Origin of the sequence: Rhodoferax koreense (assembly GCF_001955695.1) — a bacterium.
GTDB lineage: Bacteria > Pseudomonadota > Gammaproteobacteria > Burkholderiales > Burkholderiaceae_C > Rhodoferax_B > Rhodoferax_B koreensis.
Window position 1 is genome coordinate 1,662,189 of the sequence record NZ_CP019236.1, and the last position, 15,210, is coordinate 1,677,398.

Here is a 15,210-nt window from a genome sequence, read left to right on the forward strand (position 1 = left end):
CTGTCCTGAGGAAACATTTTTCGACGGGCCGCCCCTAGAAAAATCGGCCCCCCCGGGGGGCAGCGAACCACGCGAAGCGGGTAGCGTGGGGGTCATCCTCCTCGCCGAACCGCGCGGCTTCTGCGCGGGCGTTGACCGGGCCATCGAGATCGTCGAACGCGCGCTGGCGAAATTCGGCCGGCCGATCTACGTGCGCCACGAGATCGTGCACAACACCTACGTCGTCAACGATTTGAAGGACAAGGGCGCGATCTTCATCGAGGAATTGAGCGATGTGCCACCGGGCGCGACCCTGGTGTTCTCGGCCCACGGCGTGAGCAAGGCCGTGCAGGACGAAGCCCGTGCGCGCGGCTTCCAGATCTTCGACGCGACCTGCCCGTTGGTGACAAAGGTGCATGTCGAGGTAGCCAAGCTGCACAAGGAAGGCTTCGAGTTCATCATGATCGGCCACAAGGGCCATCCCGAGGTCGAAGGCACGATGGGCCAGCTCGAGAGTGGCATCCACCTGGTGGAAGACGTGGCCGACGTGGCCCATGTGCAGCCGTCGCAAACCAGCAAACTGGCCGTCGTGACGCAGACCACGCTGAGCGTGGACGACGCGGCTGAAATCTCCGCCGCCGTGAAGGCGCGGTTCCCGCTGATCCGCGAACCCAAGCAGCAGGACATCTGCTACGCCACGCAGAACCGGCAGGACGCGATCAAGGTCATGAGCCCGCAGGTCGACATCGTCATCGTGGTCGGCAGCCCCACCAGCTCCAACAGCAACCGCTTGCGTGAACTGGCCGAGAAACTGGGTACGCCGGCCTTCATGGTCGACAGCGCCGAAGAGTTGCAGCCCGCCTGGTTCGAGGGCAAGACCCGCGTCGGCCTGACCGCTGGTGCGTCGGCGCCCGAAGTCTTGGTGAAGCAGGTGATCGACCGCATCAAGGCCCTGGGCGCGGTGGCCGTGCGCAAGATGGACGGCATCGAGGAGACGGTGAAGTTTCCGCTGCCCAAGGGCTTGCGGATGGATGTGCCGGCTTCTTAAGAAAAAAGGCCTGCGGCGCAGGCGGGGTCTGCGCGGTCAGCTATTTATTTGATAGCGGCCGAGCCGTCCTGCGATAGGCTTTGCACATAACGTGCGACGCCGGTCTGGACATCGGCGAACACATGGTCGCAACCCGTGGCGCGCAGGGCCGTGAGGTCGGCCTGGGTGTGGCACTGGTATTTGCCGCGCAGCGCATCCGGGAAGGCGACGTATTCGATCAGGCCTTGCGTCACCGCATCGTCCAGGCTCAGCGCGGGCTGGCCGGCCTCGGCGCGCAGGGTATTCACGACGGCATGCGCCACGTCGTTGAACGGCTGCGCGCGGCCGGTGCCGAGGTTGAAGATGCCCGATTGGTCCGGATGGTCGAAGAACCACAGGTTCACCGCCACCACGTCGTCGATGAACACGAAGTCGCGCATCTGGCCGCCCTGGGCGTAGCCGCCGTATTCGCCAAACAGCTTGACCCGGCCTTCCGCCTTGAACTGGTTGAACTGGTGGAAGGCCACGCTGGCCATGCGCCCCTTGTGCTGCTCGCGCGGGCCGTAGACGTTGAAGTAACGAAAGCCCACCACCTGGTTGTTGGTGAGGTTCTTCAGCCTGCCGAAGTCGGCGCCGCATTCGAGGCGCATGCGCTGGTCGAACAGCAGCTTGGAATAGCCGTAGACGTTGAGCGGGCGTTCGTATTCCTGCGTCTCGATGAAGCTGGTCGAGCCGCCATAAGTGGCCGCGGACGAGGCGTACAACAGGCGCGTGCCGCGGTGCTGGCAGGCCTGGAACAGGTCGCAGGACACGCGGTAGTTGTTGTCCATCATGTACTTGCCGTCGCTCTCCATGGTGTCGCTGCACGCGCCTTCATGGAACACGGCCTCGACGTCGCCATACACGCCCTGCGCGAAGCGGCTGTAGAACACGTCCTGGTCGACGTAGTCGGCGATCTGCAGATCGACCAGGTTGCGGAATTTGTCGCCCTGCGTGAGATCGTCGACCGCGATGATGTTGTTGATGCCGCGCGCGTTCAGGCCGCGCACCAGGTTGCTGCCGATGAAGCCGGCTGCGCCGGTGACAACGATGCGGGTCATGGGAAATCCTCTTTAAAGCGCGGAAAACAGTTCGTCGTAGCTGACGGTGGCCGTGCCGAACTTGCCCACCACCACGCCACCGGCGCGGTTCGCGAGCGGCATGGCCTCGCGCAGGCTCAGGCCGGCTGCGACCAGCGCGGCCATGGTGGCGATCACCGTGTCGCCGGCACCGGTGACGTCGAACACCTCGCGGGCTTGGGCGCTCACGTGCAGTTCGCCGGCTTCGTCGTAAAGCGTCATGCCTTCCTCGCTGCGCGTGACCAGCAGGGCTTCCAGTTGCAATTGCTGGCGCAGGTTCTGCGACTTGTTGCGCAACTCTTCCTCACTGCTCCAACTGCCCACCACCTGCTGCAGCTCGGCGCGGTTCGGCGTGATCAGGCTGGCGCGGCTGTAGCGTGAATAGTCGCTGCCCTTGGGGTCGATCAGGATCTTCTTGCCGCTCGCGTGCGCCAGCGCGATCATGTCGCCCACGTGGGCCAGGCCGCCCTTGCCGTAATCGGAAAACAGCACGGCCTGGTGCGTCGGCAGCAGGGTGGCGAAGGTGGCCGACTGCGTGGCCAGGATCTCGCTCTTGGGCGTGTTCTCGAAGTCCACGCGCAGCAGTTGCTGCTGGCGGCCGATGACACGCAGCTTGACCGTGGTCTGCAACTGCGGATCGCGGCCGAAGTGCGTGCGGATGCCGGTGTTGGCGACCAGGGCCTCGAGCTTGTGGCTCGCATCGTCGTCGCCCACCACCGTCAAGAGCGATGCCTGCGCGCCGAGCGTGACGATGTTGTAGGCCACGTTGGCCGCGCCGCCGATGCGTTCTTCCTCGCGCGTGACCCGCACCACGGGCACCGGTGCCTCGGGGCTGATGCGGTCCACGGCGCCGTACCAGTAGCGGTCGAGCATGGCGTCGCCGACCACCAGCACTTGGGCCTGGGTCATCTGTGCGCGCGACAGTTTGGAAAAGGTTGTCATTTTGTTTTTATAACGCGCTGCGTGCACTGTAGAACGGATCTGACCTATTCCAGAGGCACCGCAGAACTGGCTTTGCCAGGCCGCTGGTGTCGCCCCCTGCAAGGGGGGGAGAGCTACACGAAGTGAGCGACTTGGGGGTGTTCCATATTACAGTTCTTCGACCCTTCTTGCGGGATAGCTGTCCCAGGCCTGGCAGCCGGGGCATTGCCAGAAATGCTGCTTGGCCTCGAAGCCACAGGCCGCACAGCGGTAACGCGTGAGCGGCTTGGTGGCGTGGTCGAGCGCGCGTTGCACCTGGGGATGGAATTCTTCGTGTTCGAGTTTCTCGCCGGCGATCCAGCGTGCGGCAGCGACCAGCGATTGCTCGTGGTCGAGATGCTGCACATAGCGGTAACGTGCAGCGGCGGCCTCGGCCGGGTTGGCGGACTGCAGCGAAACGATGGCCTCGAGCACGTCGAGCGACGGGCTCTGGGCGTAGCTGGCTTCTAGCAAAGCGAGTGCTTCTGCCGATCGGCCGGCCTCGGTGCCGACGCGCGCGATCATCGGCGCAATCAGCGGCATGGCGATCGGTGCGGTCTCGGCGAGCGTCTGCAGCGTGGCAAAGGCTTCGCCAAATTGGCCGGCCTGTTGCTGCAGGGCCGCCAGGTCGATGCGCGGTCGCGGCGCCTGCGGCGCGGTGGCGATGGCCTGTTGCAACAGCAGCAGGGCCGCTTCGGGCTGGCGCGAAGCGACCAGGGCGGCGGCCTGCTCGCACAGGTAATGCGCGAGCCGCCCGTTGAAGCTGCCCTGGCCCGCGTCCTCGAGCTTCTTGGCGATGGCCGAAGCCTTGGGCCAGTCGCGCGAACGTTCGTAGATCGACAGCAACGCCAGGCGGCTCTGCGCTTCGTACTTCGTGCCTTCGAGCTTGCGCAGCGCGGCCTCGGCGCGGTCGAGCAGGCCGGCCTTCAGGAAGTCGAGCGCCAGTGCGTGCTGCGAACGGTCGCGGTCCACCGTGCTGAGGTCGCCGCGCGAGAGCAGGTGCTCATGCACCCGCACGGCGCGTTCGTATTCGCCGCGACGGCGGAACAGGTTGCCGAGCGCGAAGTGCAGTTCCGAGGTGTCCGGATCTTTCTGCACGGCCTCGATGAAGGCGTCGATGGCCTGGTCCTGTTGTTCGTTGAGCAGGAAGTTCAGGCCCTTGAAATAAGCCTTCGGCGCCTGCCGGTTCTCCACGCGGAGCTGGCGCAGATCGAAACGCGAGGCCAGCCAGCCGAGGATGAAGGTGATCGGCAGGCCGAGCAGGATCCAGCCGAGATCAAAGTCCATGCGGTGGGCCCGTCAGAGGCTCGGTGCGCGGCACGTCGGCGGTCACGGCCGAGGCCGGTGGCACCGGGGTTGCGGGCTGCAGCGACTTGCGCGCCACCACGCGGTGTTTCCACCAGCGCGGCACCATGCCGAGGATGCCCAGCGCCAGACCGGCGGCGAAAGCGCTCAGGATCAGCAGCACCATCGGTGCGCGCCATTGCGTGCCGAAAAAGAAATGCACGGTCGCATCCTGCTGGTTGTTCAGGGCGAACGCGAACAGGGTAAAAAAAATGGCTGCTTTAAGTACCCACTTAAGCAGCCACATCAGATTTTTCATTTTGGCCCTCTATCGGCTGGCATTCTATTCAATCGTCAGAGCCTCCAGAACGCCGCGCGGCAGGTTCAGGCGCGGCGGGAGATGGGCTTGTTTTCGAGTTCGGCCGTGCGCTGGTCGACGGCTTCGCGCAGGGCCTTGCCGGGCTTGAAGTGCGGCACGCGTTTTTCGGGAATGGCCACGGCCTCGCCGCTGCGCGGGTTGCGTCCCATGCGCGGCGGCCGGCGGTTGATCGAGAAGCTGCCGAAACCGCGGATCTCGATGCGGTGGCCGCGCACCAGCGCTTCGCTGACCGCGTCCAGGATGGTCTTGACGGCGGCTTCCGCGTCGCGGTGGGTCAGCTGGCTGAAACGGGCGGCCAGCTCTTCAACAAGGTCGGATCGGGTCATTGGGCGAGGGAGTTCATTCCGTTTTGATTTCCATCCGGTGCGCATCGAAAGGCCGGTGGATGCTGCGCCGGGTGGAAATCAAAACGCATGCGGACATGCGTCGGTCGTGAATCAGGCCAATCCTCTTGCCCTTGCAAGTCGGATCGGCCTGAGCTCAACCGTTCAACAACTTAGTTATTGTTGTTGTCCAGCTTGGCGCGCAGCAGGGCACCCAGGCTGGTGGTGCCGGCGTTTTCACGCGCGGATTGCTGGCTCAGCGACTGCATCGCTTCGCTTTGGTCGGCTGCATCCTTGGCCTTGATCGACAGCTGGATGTTGCGGGTCTTGCGATCCACGTTGACCACCACGGCGGTGACTTCGTCGCCTTCCTTCAGCACGTTGCGCGCGTCTTCGACGCGGTCGCGGCTGATTTCGGAAGCGCGCAGGTAACCGATGATGTCTTCACCCAGGTCGATCTCGGCGCCACGGGCGTCGACGGTCTTGACCTTGCCGGTCACCGTCTGGCCCTTGTCGTTCACCGTCACGAAGGTCGTGAACGGATCGGAGTCGAGCTGCTTGATGCCCAGCGAGATGCGTTCGCGGTCGACGTCGACGGCCAACACGATGGCTTCCACTTCCTGGCCCTTCTTGTAGTTGCGCACCGCGGCTTCGCCGGGTTCGTTCCACGAGAGGTCGGACAGGTGGACCAGGCCGTCGATGCCGGCAGCCAGGCCGACGAACACGCCGAAGTCGGTGATCGACTTGATCGGACCCTTGACGCGGTCGCCGCGCTTCGTGTCCTGCGCGAACTCTTGCCATGGGTTGGCCTTGCATTGCTTCATGCCCAGGCTGATGCGGCGCTTGTCTTCGTCGATTTCCAGGACCATGACTTCGACTTCTTCACCCAGCGTGACCAGCTTGGCGGGAGCGATGTTCTTGTTGGTCCAGTCCATTTCGGAGACGTGCACCAGGCCTTCGATGCCGGGTTCGAGTTCGACGAATGCACCGTAGTCGGCGATGTTCGTGATCTTGCCGAACAGGCGCGTGCCTTGCGGATAACGGCGGTTCACGCCCATCCAAGGATCGTCGCCCATTTGCTTCAGACCCAGCGAGACACGGTTCTTCTCGGTGTCGAACTTCAGGATCTTGGCGGTGATTTCCTGGCCAGCCGTCACGACTTCGGACGGGTGACGCACGCGACGCCATGCCATGTCGGTGATGTGCAGCAGGCCGTCGATGCCGCCCAGGTCCACGAACGCACCGTATTCGGTGATGTTCTTGACCACGCCGTGCACCACGGAACCTTCCTTCAGGGTTTCCATCAGCTTGGCGCGTTCTTCGCCCATCGACGCTTCGACAACGGCGCGGCGGCTCAGCACCACGTTGTTGCGCTTGCGGTCGAGCTTGATGACCTTGAATTCCATGGTCTTGTTCTCATAGGGAGACAAGTCCTTGATGGGGCGGGTGTCGATCAGCGAGCCGGGCAGGAAGGCGCGGATGCCGTTGACCAGGACGGTCAGGCCGCCCTTGACCTTGCCGCTGGTGGTGCCGGTGACGAACTCGCCGGATTCCAGGGATTTCTCCAGGGACATCCAGGAAGCCAGGCGCTTGGCGGTGTCGCGGCTGACGATGGTGTCGCCGTAGCCGTTTTCGATGGCGACGATGGCCACCGAGATGAATTCGCCCACTTGGACTTCGACTTCGCCCTTGTCGGTCTTGAATTCTTCGAGCGGCACGTAGGCTTCGGACTTGAGGCCTGCGTTGACGACGACGAAGTTGTGTTCGATACGGACGACTTCGGCGGTGACGACTTCACCGATACGGGTTTCAGTACGTTGTTCCGATTCGGCGAAAAGGTCGGCAAAAGATTCTGACATTGAGTTTCCTAATCCACTGAGCAGGTTTCCGGGCGCGGGATTGCGACCGTTTTTATGGCTGTCGTGGCGGTTTGCGGTGTTTGAGACCGCGGGGTTGCAGGGTTGAAAACCAGACCGCCAGACCGCGTGCGGCACATGTTCGAGGACACGGCCTGCAGCGCGGAACCAACGGAATGGGCCAGGGTTTTGGCAACCTCAGAAAGGCTGCCGGCCTTCCCACCACGCCAGCACCTGATCGACCGATTGGGTAATCGAGATCTCGGAGTTGTCGAGCAGCAAGGCATCCTGCGCGGGCTTCAGAGGCGAGACGCTGCGGGACGAGTCCCGGGCATCCCGCGCTTCCAGGTCTGCGCGAAGACTGTCGATTGTAGTTGAAATCCCCTTTGAAATCAACTGCTTATGCCGGCGTTCGGCGCGGCAGGCGGCGCTGGCCGTGAGATACACCTTGAGCGAGGCCTGCGGGAAGATCACCGTGCCCATGTCGCGCCCGTCGGCCACCAGGCCGGGCAGGCGCCGGAAGCTGTGCTGCAGGGCCACCAGCGCGGTGCGCACGCTCGGTAATGCCGACACCCTGGAGGCGTTCATGCCGGCTTCCTCGGTGCGGATCTGCTCGGTCACGTCGTCGCCGGCCAGCCACACCTTGCCGCCTTCGAAGCGCACCGGCAGCGTCTGCGCCAGCGTGGCGATGGCGGCTTCATGCGCCGTGTCGATGGCCAGGCCGGCGCGCGACGCGGCCAGGGCGGTGACGCGGTACATCGCGCCGGAATCGAGGAAGTGGTAGCCCAGTCGCGCCGCGACCGCCACCGCCACCGTGCCCTTGCCGGAGGCGGTGGGGCCGTCGACGCAGATCACCGGGATGTGCCGGGTCGCCGTGTGCGACACCGAGAGCAGGGTTTCGAAATAGTCGGGGAAGGTCTTGGCGACGCATTTCGGATCTTCGACGCGCACCGGCAGGCCGGCCGGATTGAAGGCGGCGAGCGAGAAACACATGGCAACCCGATGGTCGTCGTAGGTGTGGATGCTCGCAGCGCGCCAATCCGCTGGATTCGCCAGCGGCTGCACGCGGATGAAGTCCGCGCCTTCTTCCACCGTGGCGCCGAGTTTGCGCATTTCGGTGGCCATGGCGGCGATGCGGTCCGTTTCCTTCACGCGCCAACTGGCGATGTTGCGCAGGGTCGTCGGGCCGTCGGCATACAGCGCCATCACCGCCAGCGTCATGGCCGCGTCGGGAATGTGGTTGCAGTCGAGGTCGATGGCCTTGAGCGGCCAGGTGCCGCGGCGGATTTCGAGCCAGTTCGGCCCGCCGGCGACCTGCGCGCCCATGAGGCGTGCGGCCTCGACGAAACGGATGTCGCCCTGGATCGACGCCTCGCCCACGCCTTCGATGCGAATTGTGCCGCTGTCGCCCGTCGCAATTGCGCCGAGTGCTATGAAATAGCTAGCGGAAGAGGCGTCGGCCTCGACATGGATCTCGCCCGGTGACCGGTAGCGGCTGCCGGCGGGGATCGTGAAACGCTGCCAGCCCTCGCGCGCGACCGTGATCCCGAAGCGCGCCAGCAGGTTCAGCGTGATCTCGATGTAGGGCTTGGAGATGAGTTCGCCCACGACTTCGATGACGACGTCCTGCCTGGCCACCAGGGGCAGGGCCATCAACAGCGCGGTGAGAAACTGGCTCGACACGTCGCCGCGCACGCGGATCGGGGCGTCCAGGTGCAGTCGGGGTGGCGCACCCTGGCCGCCCAGACGCAGCGGCGGATAACCGGGATTGCCCGTGTAGGCCACCAGGCAGCCGAGCTGGCGCAGGGCATCGACCAGGTCGCCGATCGGGCGCTCGTGCATGCGCGGCACGCCATGCAGTGTGAAGTCGCCGCCGAGCACGGCCAGCGCGGCGGTCAGCGGGCGGATCGCCGTGCCCGCGTTGCCCATGAACAGGTCGGCCTGCGTGACCTTGAGCTGGCCGTCGAGGCCGGTGATCTCCACGGTCGAGCCCTGCTGCGCGACGCCGCAGCCGAGCTGGCGCAGCGCCGCGAGCATCACGCGCGTGTCGTCGGAGTCGAGCAGGTCGTGCACGGTGGTGGTGCCGCCGCTCAGGGCCGCCAGCAGCAGCACGCGGTTGGAGATGCTCTTGGAGCCGGGCAGCAGCACCGTGCCGCCGGCACCCTCCAGTGGCGGGAGATCGAGGAAAGCGGTGGAGAACATCAGGCGGGCACTATTTCTGGGGTTTGAAGGACACCATGCGCCAGTCGGCGCGGGCGTCGCTGGCTTGGGCGATCAGGTCTTCGAGCGCGTCGCCGTCCTGTCTGTCGATGAGTTGTTCCAGGTGCTCCAACGCGCGCCGGAAGTGTTGCGTCTGGGTCAGCAGCTCCTCGCGGTTGGCCACCAGGATGTCGCGCCACATGTGCGGATCGCTGGCCGCGATGCGCGTGAAATCGCGAAAGCCCGGGCCGGCCAGGCGCAGGTATTCCGCGCCATTGGGCTGGGTCAGCAGGCTTTGCATCATGGCGAAGGCGATCAGGTGGGGCAGGTGGCTCACCGCGGCAAACGCCGCGTCGTGCGACTCGGGCGTCATCTGCACCACGTTGCAGCCCAGCGCCGTCCACACTTCCGTGGCCTGCTGGATCTGGCGCGGCATGGTGCGTTCGATGGGGGTGAGGATCACGTGTTTGCCGATGTAGAGGTCGGGGTCGGCATGCTCCACGCCCGACACTTCCTTGCCCGTGATCGGGTGCGCGGGCACGAAGGAGCCGACCTGTTCGCGCAGTGCGCGCCGCGCCGCGTCCACCACATCGCGCTTGGTCGAGCCCACGTCCATCACCAGGGTCTGCGGCGTGATCAGGTGCTTGATCGACTTGAAGGTGGCCTCGGTGGCGGACACCGGCACGGCCAGCAGCACGATGTCGGCGCCGGCGACCGCCAGCAGCGCCGATGGCGCTTCCACGTCGATCACCCCCAACTGGCGCGCCTGGCTGGTGGTGGAGGGCGACTTGCTGTAGCCGACCACCCGTTTGACTAGGCCGGCTCGTTTCAACGCCAAGGCGAACGAGCCGCCCATCAGGCCGCAGCCGATCAGGCCGAGTTGTTCAAACATCTGGCATGGCTTTCATGAACTGACGGGATAGGTACCCAGCACCTTGTAGAACGCGCAGATCTTGCTCAGTTCATCGAGTGCCTGGCCGACGTTGGGCTGGCTCGGATGGCCGTCGAGGTCGATGTAGAAGAAGTAGTCCCACTGGCCGGTGCGCGCCGGTCGTGATTCGAAGCGCGTCATGGACACGCCATGCCGCTTGAGCGGCATCAGCAGGTCGTGCATGGCGCCGGGCACGTTCGGCACCGAGACCACGAGGCTGGTGCAATCCTTGCCCGTGGCCGGCGGCGCGGCCAGGGTCTGCGGCAGGCAGATCACGGCGAAGCGCGTGCGGTTATAGGCTTCGTCCTGCACCGCGTGGGCGGCGATGTGCAGGTTGAACTGGGCCGCGGCATGCTCGCTGGCCAGGCCGGCCCAGGCCGGGTTGGTGGTCGCCAGGCGGGCGCCTTCGGCGTTGCTCGACACGGCGCGGCGCTCCGCGTGCGGCAGGTGGCGGCTCAGCCAGGTCTGGCACTGGGCGAGCGCCTGGGGATGGGCCAGCACGACCTCGATGCCCTCGAGCGAATCGCTCTGGCGCAGCAGGTTGTGGCGGATCAAAAGGCTCACCTCGCCGACCACATGCAACGGCGAGTGCAGGAACAGGTCGAGCGTGCGCGCCACCACGCCTTCGGTCGAGTTCTCGACGCCGACCACGCCATACTGCGCCGCGCCCGACGCCGTGGCGTGGAACACTTCGTCGAAGCTGGCGCAGTAGACCATCTCCACGGCGTTGCCGAAGTATTCGAGCGCCGCCTGCTCGGTGAAGGTGCCCACCGGGCCGAGCACGGCCACGCGCTGAGGCGCCTCCAGCGCCAGGCAGGCCGACATGATCTCGCGCCAGATGTTGGTCACGTGCTGGTCCTTCAGCGGACCGGGGTTGCGCGTCTGGATCTTCTCGATCACCTGGGCCACGCGGTCGGGCCGGAAGAAGGGCGTGCCTTCGCGTTTCTTGACTTCGCCGACCTGTTCGGCCACATGGGCGCGCCGGTTCAGCAGGGACAGCAGTTCCTGGTCGATGGCGTCGATCTGCACGCGCAGGTCGGCCAGGTTCGGCATGTCTTTGGTGGGTTCGGACGAGGAATGTGGTTCGGACATGGCTCAGGCTTGTTTCGTCTCAAATTCTCGCATGTAGTCCACCAGCGCCTGCACGCCGGCCAGCGGCATGGCGTTGTAGATGCTGGCGCGCATGCCGCCCACCGACTTGTGGCCCTTGAGCTGCAGCAGGCCGCGCGCCTTGGCGCCGGCGAGGAAGGCGTCGTTGCGGCGCTCGTCACGCAGGAAGAACGGGACGTTCATGCGCGAACGGCAGGCCGCGTCGACCTTGTTGAAGTAAAGCTGCGAGCCGTCGATGGCCTCGTACAGCAACCTGGCCTTGGCGATGTTGCGGTGCTCCATGGCGGCGATGCCGGTCAGGCCGGCCTCACTCTGGCGCTTGAGCCACTGGAAGGTCAGGCCGGCGATGTAGATGGCGTAGGTCGGCGGCGTGTTGAACATCGACTCGTTGTCGGCCACGGTCTTGTAGTTGAAGGCGCTGGGGCAGACGGCCATGGCATGGCCGAGCAGGTCTTCGCGCACCACGACCATGGTCAAGCCGGCCGGGCCGAGGTTCTTCTGCGCGCCACCGAAGGCCAGGCCGACCTTGGACCAATCCACGGGCCGCGAAGCCACATGGGACGAGAAGTCGATCACCAGCGGCGCATCGCTGCCGAGCGCCTTGAGATCGGGCAGGGTCTGGAATTCGACGCCGTCGATGGTCTCGTTGGTGCAGATGTGGGTGTAGCTGGCCTTGGCATCGAGCGACCAGGTGGCAGGATCGGGCAGGCTGGTGTGGCCGGCGGGCGAGGCGTTGCTGGCGGCGATGTGCACCTCGCAATACTTCTGCGCTTCCTTCTGCGACTTCTGGCTCCAACTGCCGGTGACCACGAAGTTCGCCCTGCCGCCGCGCGACAGGTTCAACGGCACGATGGCGTTCTCGGCCAGGCCGCCGCCCTGCATGAACAGGATCTTGAACTGGCCCGGCACGGCCAGCAGTTCGCGGATGGTGGCTTCCGCCTCTTCGTAGATGGAGATGAATTCCTTGCCGCGGTGGCTCATTTCCATCACGCTCATGCCGCTGCCGTGCCAGTCGAGCATTTCGCTCGCGGCCGTGGCCAGCACCTCTTCGGGAATGGCCGCGGGACCGGCGGAAAAGTTGTACGGTCGGTTCATCTCAAGTCCACAGTAAAAAGTGCCTACTGCGCAGGTGGGATAGGCGCAGGTAGCTATTGAATCAGTAGCAAGGCGCTACGGAGATGGCGGATCAGGCGTCTGGCGCGTCGGGGGCTTCGCCGGTATCGGGGGCCGCCGTTTCGCCGCCGCCGGATTCGGCATCTGCCGCAGGCACGTTCGCGTCGTTTTCCACGATGCGCTGCAGACCGCTGAGCTTGGAGCCTTCGTCCAGCCCGATGAGGGTGACGCCCTGGGTGGCGCGACCGAGTTCGCGGATCTCGCTGACGCGGGTGCGCACCAGCACGCCCTTGTCGGTGATCAGCATGATCTCGTCGTCCGCATGCACCAGCGTGGCGGCCACGACCTTGCCGTTGCGCTCGCTCTGCTGGATCGCGATCATGCCCTTGGTGCCGCGGCCGTGGCGCGTGTATTCGGTGATGCTGGTGCGTTTGCCGTAGCCGTTCAGCGTGGCGGTGAGCACGCTCTGGGCTTCGTCCTCGGCCACCAGCATGGCGATCACGCTCTGGCCTTCTTCGAGCATCATGCCGCGCACGCCGCGGGCATTGCGACCCATGGGGCGCACGTCGTTTTCATCGAAGCGCACGGCCTTGCCGCCGTCGGAGAACAGCATCACGTCGTGTTCGCCATCGGTGAGGGCGGCGCCGATCAGGAAGTCGCCCGGATCGAGGTCGACGGCAATGATGCCGGCCTTGCGCGGGTTGCTGAAATCTTCCAGCGGGGTCTTCTTCACCGTGCCCATGCTGGTTGCCATGAACACATAGTGGTCGGCGGGGAAGGTGCGGTTGGCGCCGGTGAGCGCGAGCACGACGTTGATCTTCTCGCCTTCCTGCAGCGGAAACATGTTGACGATGGGCCGGCCGCGCGAGCCGCGCGAGCCCTGCGGCGCTTCCCACACCTTCAGCCAGTAGAGCCGGCCGCGGTTGGAGAAGCACAGCAGGTAGTCGTGCGTGTTGGCGATGAACAGTTGGTCGACCCAGTCGTCTTCCTTCGTCGCCGTGGCCTGCTTGCCGCGGCCGCCGCGCTTCTGCGCACGGTATTCGGACAAGGGCTGGCTCTTGATATAGCCGCTGTGTGACAGCGTGACGACCATGTCCGTCGGCGTGATCAGGTCTTCGGTGCTCAGGTCGAACGAGCTGTGCTCCACCAGGCTGCGGCGCGCGCCGAGCTTGGTCTGGCCGAATTCGGTCTTGATGGCGGTGAGTTCCTCGCCGATGATGACCGACACGCGTTCGGGCTTGGCCAGGATGTCGAGGAAGTCCTCGATTTCGGCCATCACCTCCTTGTATTCGGCGACGATCTTGTCCTGCTCCAGGCCGGTCAGGCGCTGCAGGCGCATCTGCAAAATCTCTTGCGCCTGCGTGTCGGAGAGGCGGTACAAGCCGTCGGCGCCCATGCCGAAGGCCCGGTCCAGGCCGTCGGGCCGGTAGTCGTCGGCGTTGACGATGCCGCCGTCGGCCCGCGTGCGGGTGAGCATCTCGCGCACGAGCTTGCTGTCCCAGGGGCGGTTCATGAGTTCGACCTTGGCCACGGGCGGCGTGGGCGACTCGCGGATGATGCGGATGAAGTCGTCGATGTTGGCCAGCGCCACCGCCAGGCCTTCGAGCACGTGGCCGCGCTCGCGGGCCTTGCGCAGGTTGAACACCGTGCGCCGCGTGACCACTTCGCGCCGGTGTTCGAGGAACACCTCGACCAGGTCCTTCAGGTTGCAGAGCTTGGGCTGGCCGTTGATCAGGGCCACCATGTTCATGCCGAAGGTGTCCTGCAGCTGCGTCTGCTTGTAGAGGTTGTTCAGCACCACCTCGGGCACTTCGCCGCGCTTCAATTCGATCACGAGTCGCATGCCGGACTTGTCGGACTCGTCCTGGATGTGGCTGATGCCCTCGATCTTCTTCTCGTGCACCAGTTCGGCCATGCGCTCCTGCAGCGTCTTCTTGTTGACCTGGTAGGGCAGCTCGTCGACGATGATCGCCTGGCGCTGGCCGCGGTCGATGTCCTCGAAGTGGCACTTGGCGCGCATGACCACCTTGCCGCGGCCGGTGCGGTAGCCGTCCTTCACGCCGTTGATGCCGTAGATGATGCCGGCCGTGGGGAAGTCGGGCGCCGGAATGATTTCCATCAGGTCGTCGACCGAAGCGTCCGGGTTGCGCAGCAGATGCAGGCAGGCGTCGACCACCTCGTTCAGGTTGTGCGGCGGAATGTTGGTGGCCATGCCCACGGCGATGCCGCCCGAGCCGTTCACTAATAGATTAGGCAGCCGCGTGGGCAGCACCAGCGGTTCCTTCTCGCTGCCGTCGTAGTTCGGCCCGAAATCGACGGTTTCCTTGTCGAGGTCGGCCAGCAGTTCATGCGCGATCTTGGCCAGGCGGATTTCGGTATACCGCATCGCCGCGGCGTTGTCGCCGTCGACCGAGCCGAAGTTGCCCTGGCCATCGACCAGCATGTGGCGCATGGAGAAATCCTGCGCCATGCGCACGATGGTGTCGTACACCGACTGGTCGCCGTGCGGGTGGTACTTGCCGATCACGTCGCCCACGATGCGCGCCGACTTCTTGTATGCGCGGTTCCAGTCGTTGTTCAGTTCGTGCATGGCGAACAGCACCCGGCGGTGCACCGGCTTCAGGCCATCGCGTGCATCAGGCAATGCCCGGCCCACGATCACGCTCATCGCGTAATCGAGGTAGCTGCGCCGCATCTCCTCTTCAAGGCTGATGGGCAGGGTTTCTTTGGCGAACTGGGTCATGAGCGATTGGACGTGATGCGGCGAGAGGGTTTCATTTTAAGGTCAAGTGGCTGTCGCACCGCCGCAACACATGCGCTTAAATCGGCTTTCGTCCTACGATGCAAACGCCCGTTAACCCTTGGTTTCATAGTTACGTGTGGCACAATTCAATGAACGTTCACGGTGGTGGTCACTGTGAGCGTCCTGTT

The 15,210-nt window shown here is 65.0% G+C and carries 12 protein-coding genes; 1 reads left to right on the forward strand and 11 read right to left on the reverse strand.

Features of this window, described 5'->3' with window-relative positions; translation table 11 throughout:
- Positions 1-85: 85 nt before the first annotated feature.
- Positions 86-1,027, forward strand: coding sequence for a 4-hydroxy-3-methylbut-2-enyl diphosphate reductase (gene ispH, locus RD110_RS07775; protein ID WP_076198254.1), 942 nt, complete (start codon positions 86-88; stop codon positions 1,025-1,027).
- Positions 1,028-1,071: 44 nt separating this feature from the next.
- Here the strand turns inward: ispH and rfaD are convergent, their stop codons facing one another.
- The 11 genes from rfaD to gyrA all read right to left on the reverse strand — a co-directional run bounded on the left by rfaD (position 1,072) and on the right by gyrA (position 15,022).
- Positions 1,072-2,106 (reverse strand): ADP-glyceromanno-heptose 6-epimerase, encoded by a 1,035-nt coding sequence (gene rfaD / locus RD110_RS07780; RefSeq protein ID WP_076198256.1) that lies wholly within the window; start codon positions 2,104-2,106, stop codon positions 1,072-1,074.
- A 12-nt stretch (positions 2,107-2,118) separates the two neighbouring features.
- The gene (gene rfaE1 / locus RD110_RS07785) at positions 2,119-3,066 is read right to left on the reverse strand and encodes a D-glycero-beta-D-manno-heptose-7-phosphate kinase (protein ID WP_076198258.1); all 948 of its coding nucleotides are present in this window, start codon (positions 3,064-3,066) and stop codon (positions 2,119-2,121) included.
- Between the two features lie 147 nt (positions 3,067-3,213).
- Complete coding sequence (gene lapB, locus RD110_RS07790) at positions 3,214-4,371, reverse strand: lipopolysaccharide assembly protein LapB (protein WP_076198260.1); 1,158 nt, start codon at positions 4,369-4,371, stop codon at positions 3,214-3,216.
- Positions 4,361-4,675, reverse strand: a complete 315-nt coding sequence (locus RD110_RS07795; protein ID WP_076204605.1) for a LapA family protein — start codon at positions 4,673-4,675, stop codon at positions 4,361-4,363. The genes lapB and RD110_RS07795 overlap by 11 nt, the downstream gene beginning before the upstream one ends.
- A 77-nt stretch (positions 4,676-4,752) precedes the next feature.
- Complete coding sequence (locus tag RD110_RS07800; RefSeq protein WP_076198262.1) at positions 4,753-5,073, reverse strand: integration host factor subunit beta; 321 nt, start codon at positions 5,071-5,073, stop codon at positions 4,753-4,755.
- A 170-nt stretch (positions 5,074-5,243) separates the two neighbouring features.
- Positions 5,244-6,929, reverse strand: a complete 1,686-nt coding sequence (gene rpsA / locus RD110_RS07805) for a 30S ribosomal protein S1 (RefSeq protein WP_076198264.1) — start codon at positions 6,927-6,929, stop codon at positions 5,244-5,246.
- A 195-nt stretch (positions 6,930-7,124) separates the two neighbouring features.
- Positions 7,125-9,128 carry a bifunctional 3-phosphoshikimate 1-carboxyvinyltransferase/cytidylate kinase gene (locus RD110_RS07810; protein WP_076198266.1) on the reverse strand — a complete coding sequence of 668 codons (2,004 nt, stop codon included), beginning with the start codon at positions 9,126-9,128 and terminating at the stop codon, positions 7,125-7,127.
- Positions 9,129-9,138: 10 nt separating this feature from the next.
- Positions 9,139-10,017, reverse strand: a complete 879-nt coding sequence (locus RD110_RS07815) for a prephenate dehydrogenase (protein ID WP_076198268.1) — start codon at positions 10,015-10,017, stop codon at positions 9,139-9,141.
- A 12-nt stretch (positions 10,018-10,029) separates the two neighbouring features.
- The gene (pheA, locus tag RD110_RS07820) at positions 10,030-11,148 is read right to left on the reverse strand and encodes a prephenate dehydratase (protein ID WP_076198270.1); all 1,119 of its coding nucleotides are present in this window, start codon (positions 11,146-11,148) and stop codon (positions 10,030-10,032) included.
- Between the two features lie 3 nt (positions 11,149-11,151).
- On the reverse strand, positions 11,152-12,261 hold the full coding sequence (serC, locus tag RD110_RS07825) for a 3-phosphoserine/phosphohydroxythreonine transaminase (RefSeq protein ID WP_076198272.1): 1,110 nt from the start codon (positions 12,259-12,261) through the stop codon (positions 11,152-11,154).
- 91 nt (positions 12,262-12,352) lie between these two features.
- A complete protein-coding gene (gene gyrA, locus RD110_RS07830) occupies positions 12,353-15,022 on the reverse strand; it encodes a DNA gyrase subunit A (protein WP_076198274.1) in 2,670 nt (889 codons plus the stop codon).
- Between the last annotated feature and the right edge of the window lie 188 nt (positions 15,023-15,210).

Bases quoted from the DNA above. Each gene is read 5' to 3' on its own strand.
- rpsA (WP_076198264.1), bottom strand. From the start codon at position 6,929: ATGTCAGAATCTTTTGCCGACCTTTTCGCCGAATCGGAACAACGTACT.
- serC (WP_076198272.1), bottom strand. From the start codon at position 12,261: ATGAACCGACCGTACAACTTTTCCGCCGGTCCCGCGGCCATTCCCGAA.
- RD110_RS07795 (WP_076204605.1), bottom strand. From the start codon at position 4,675: ATGTGGCTGCTTAAGTGGGTACTTAAAGCAGCCATTTTTTTTACCCTG.
- RD110_RS07815 (WP_076198268.1), bottom strand. From the start codon at position 10,017: ATGTTTGAACAACTCGGCCTGATCGGCTGCGGCCTGATGGGCGGCTCG.
- rfaE1 (WP_076198258.1), bottom strand. From the start codon at position 3,066: ATGACAACCTTTTCCAAACTGTCGCGCGCACAGATGACCCAGGCCCAA.
- rfaD (WP_076198256.1), bottom strand. From the start codon at position 2,106: ATGACCCGCATCGTTGTCACCGGCGCAGCCGGCTTCATCGGCAGCAAC.
- RD110_RS07810 (WP_076198266.1), bottom strand. From the start codon at position 9,128: ATGTTCTCCACCGCTTTCCTCGATCTCCCGCCACTGGAGGGTGCCGGC.
- RD110_RS07800 (WP_076198262.1), bottom strand. From the start codon at position 5,073: ATGACCCGATCCGACCTTGTTGAAGAGCTGGCCGCCCGTTTCAGCCAG.
- pheA (WP_076198270.1), bottom strand. From the start codon at position 11,148: ATGTCCGAACCACATTCCTCGTCCGAACCCACCAAAGACATGCCGAAC.
- gyrA (WP_076198274.1), bottom strand. From the start codon at position 15,022: ATGACCCAGTTCGCCAAAGAAACCCTGCCCATCAGCCTTGAAGAGGAG.
- lapB (WP_076198260.1), bottom strand. From the start codon at position 4,371: ATGGACTTTGATCTCGGCTGGATCCTGCTCGGCCTGCCGATCACCTTC.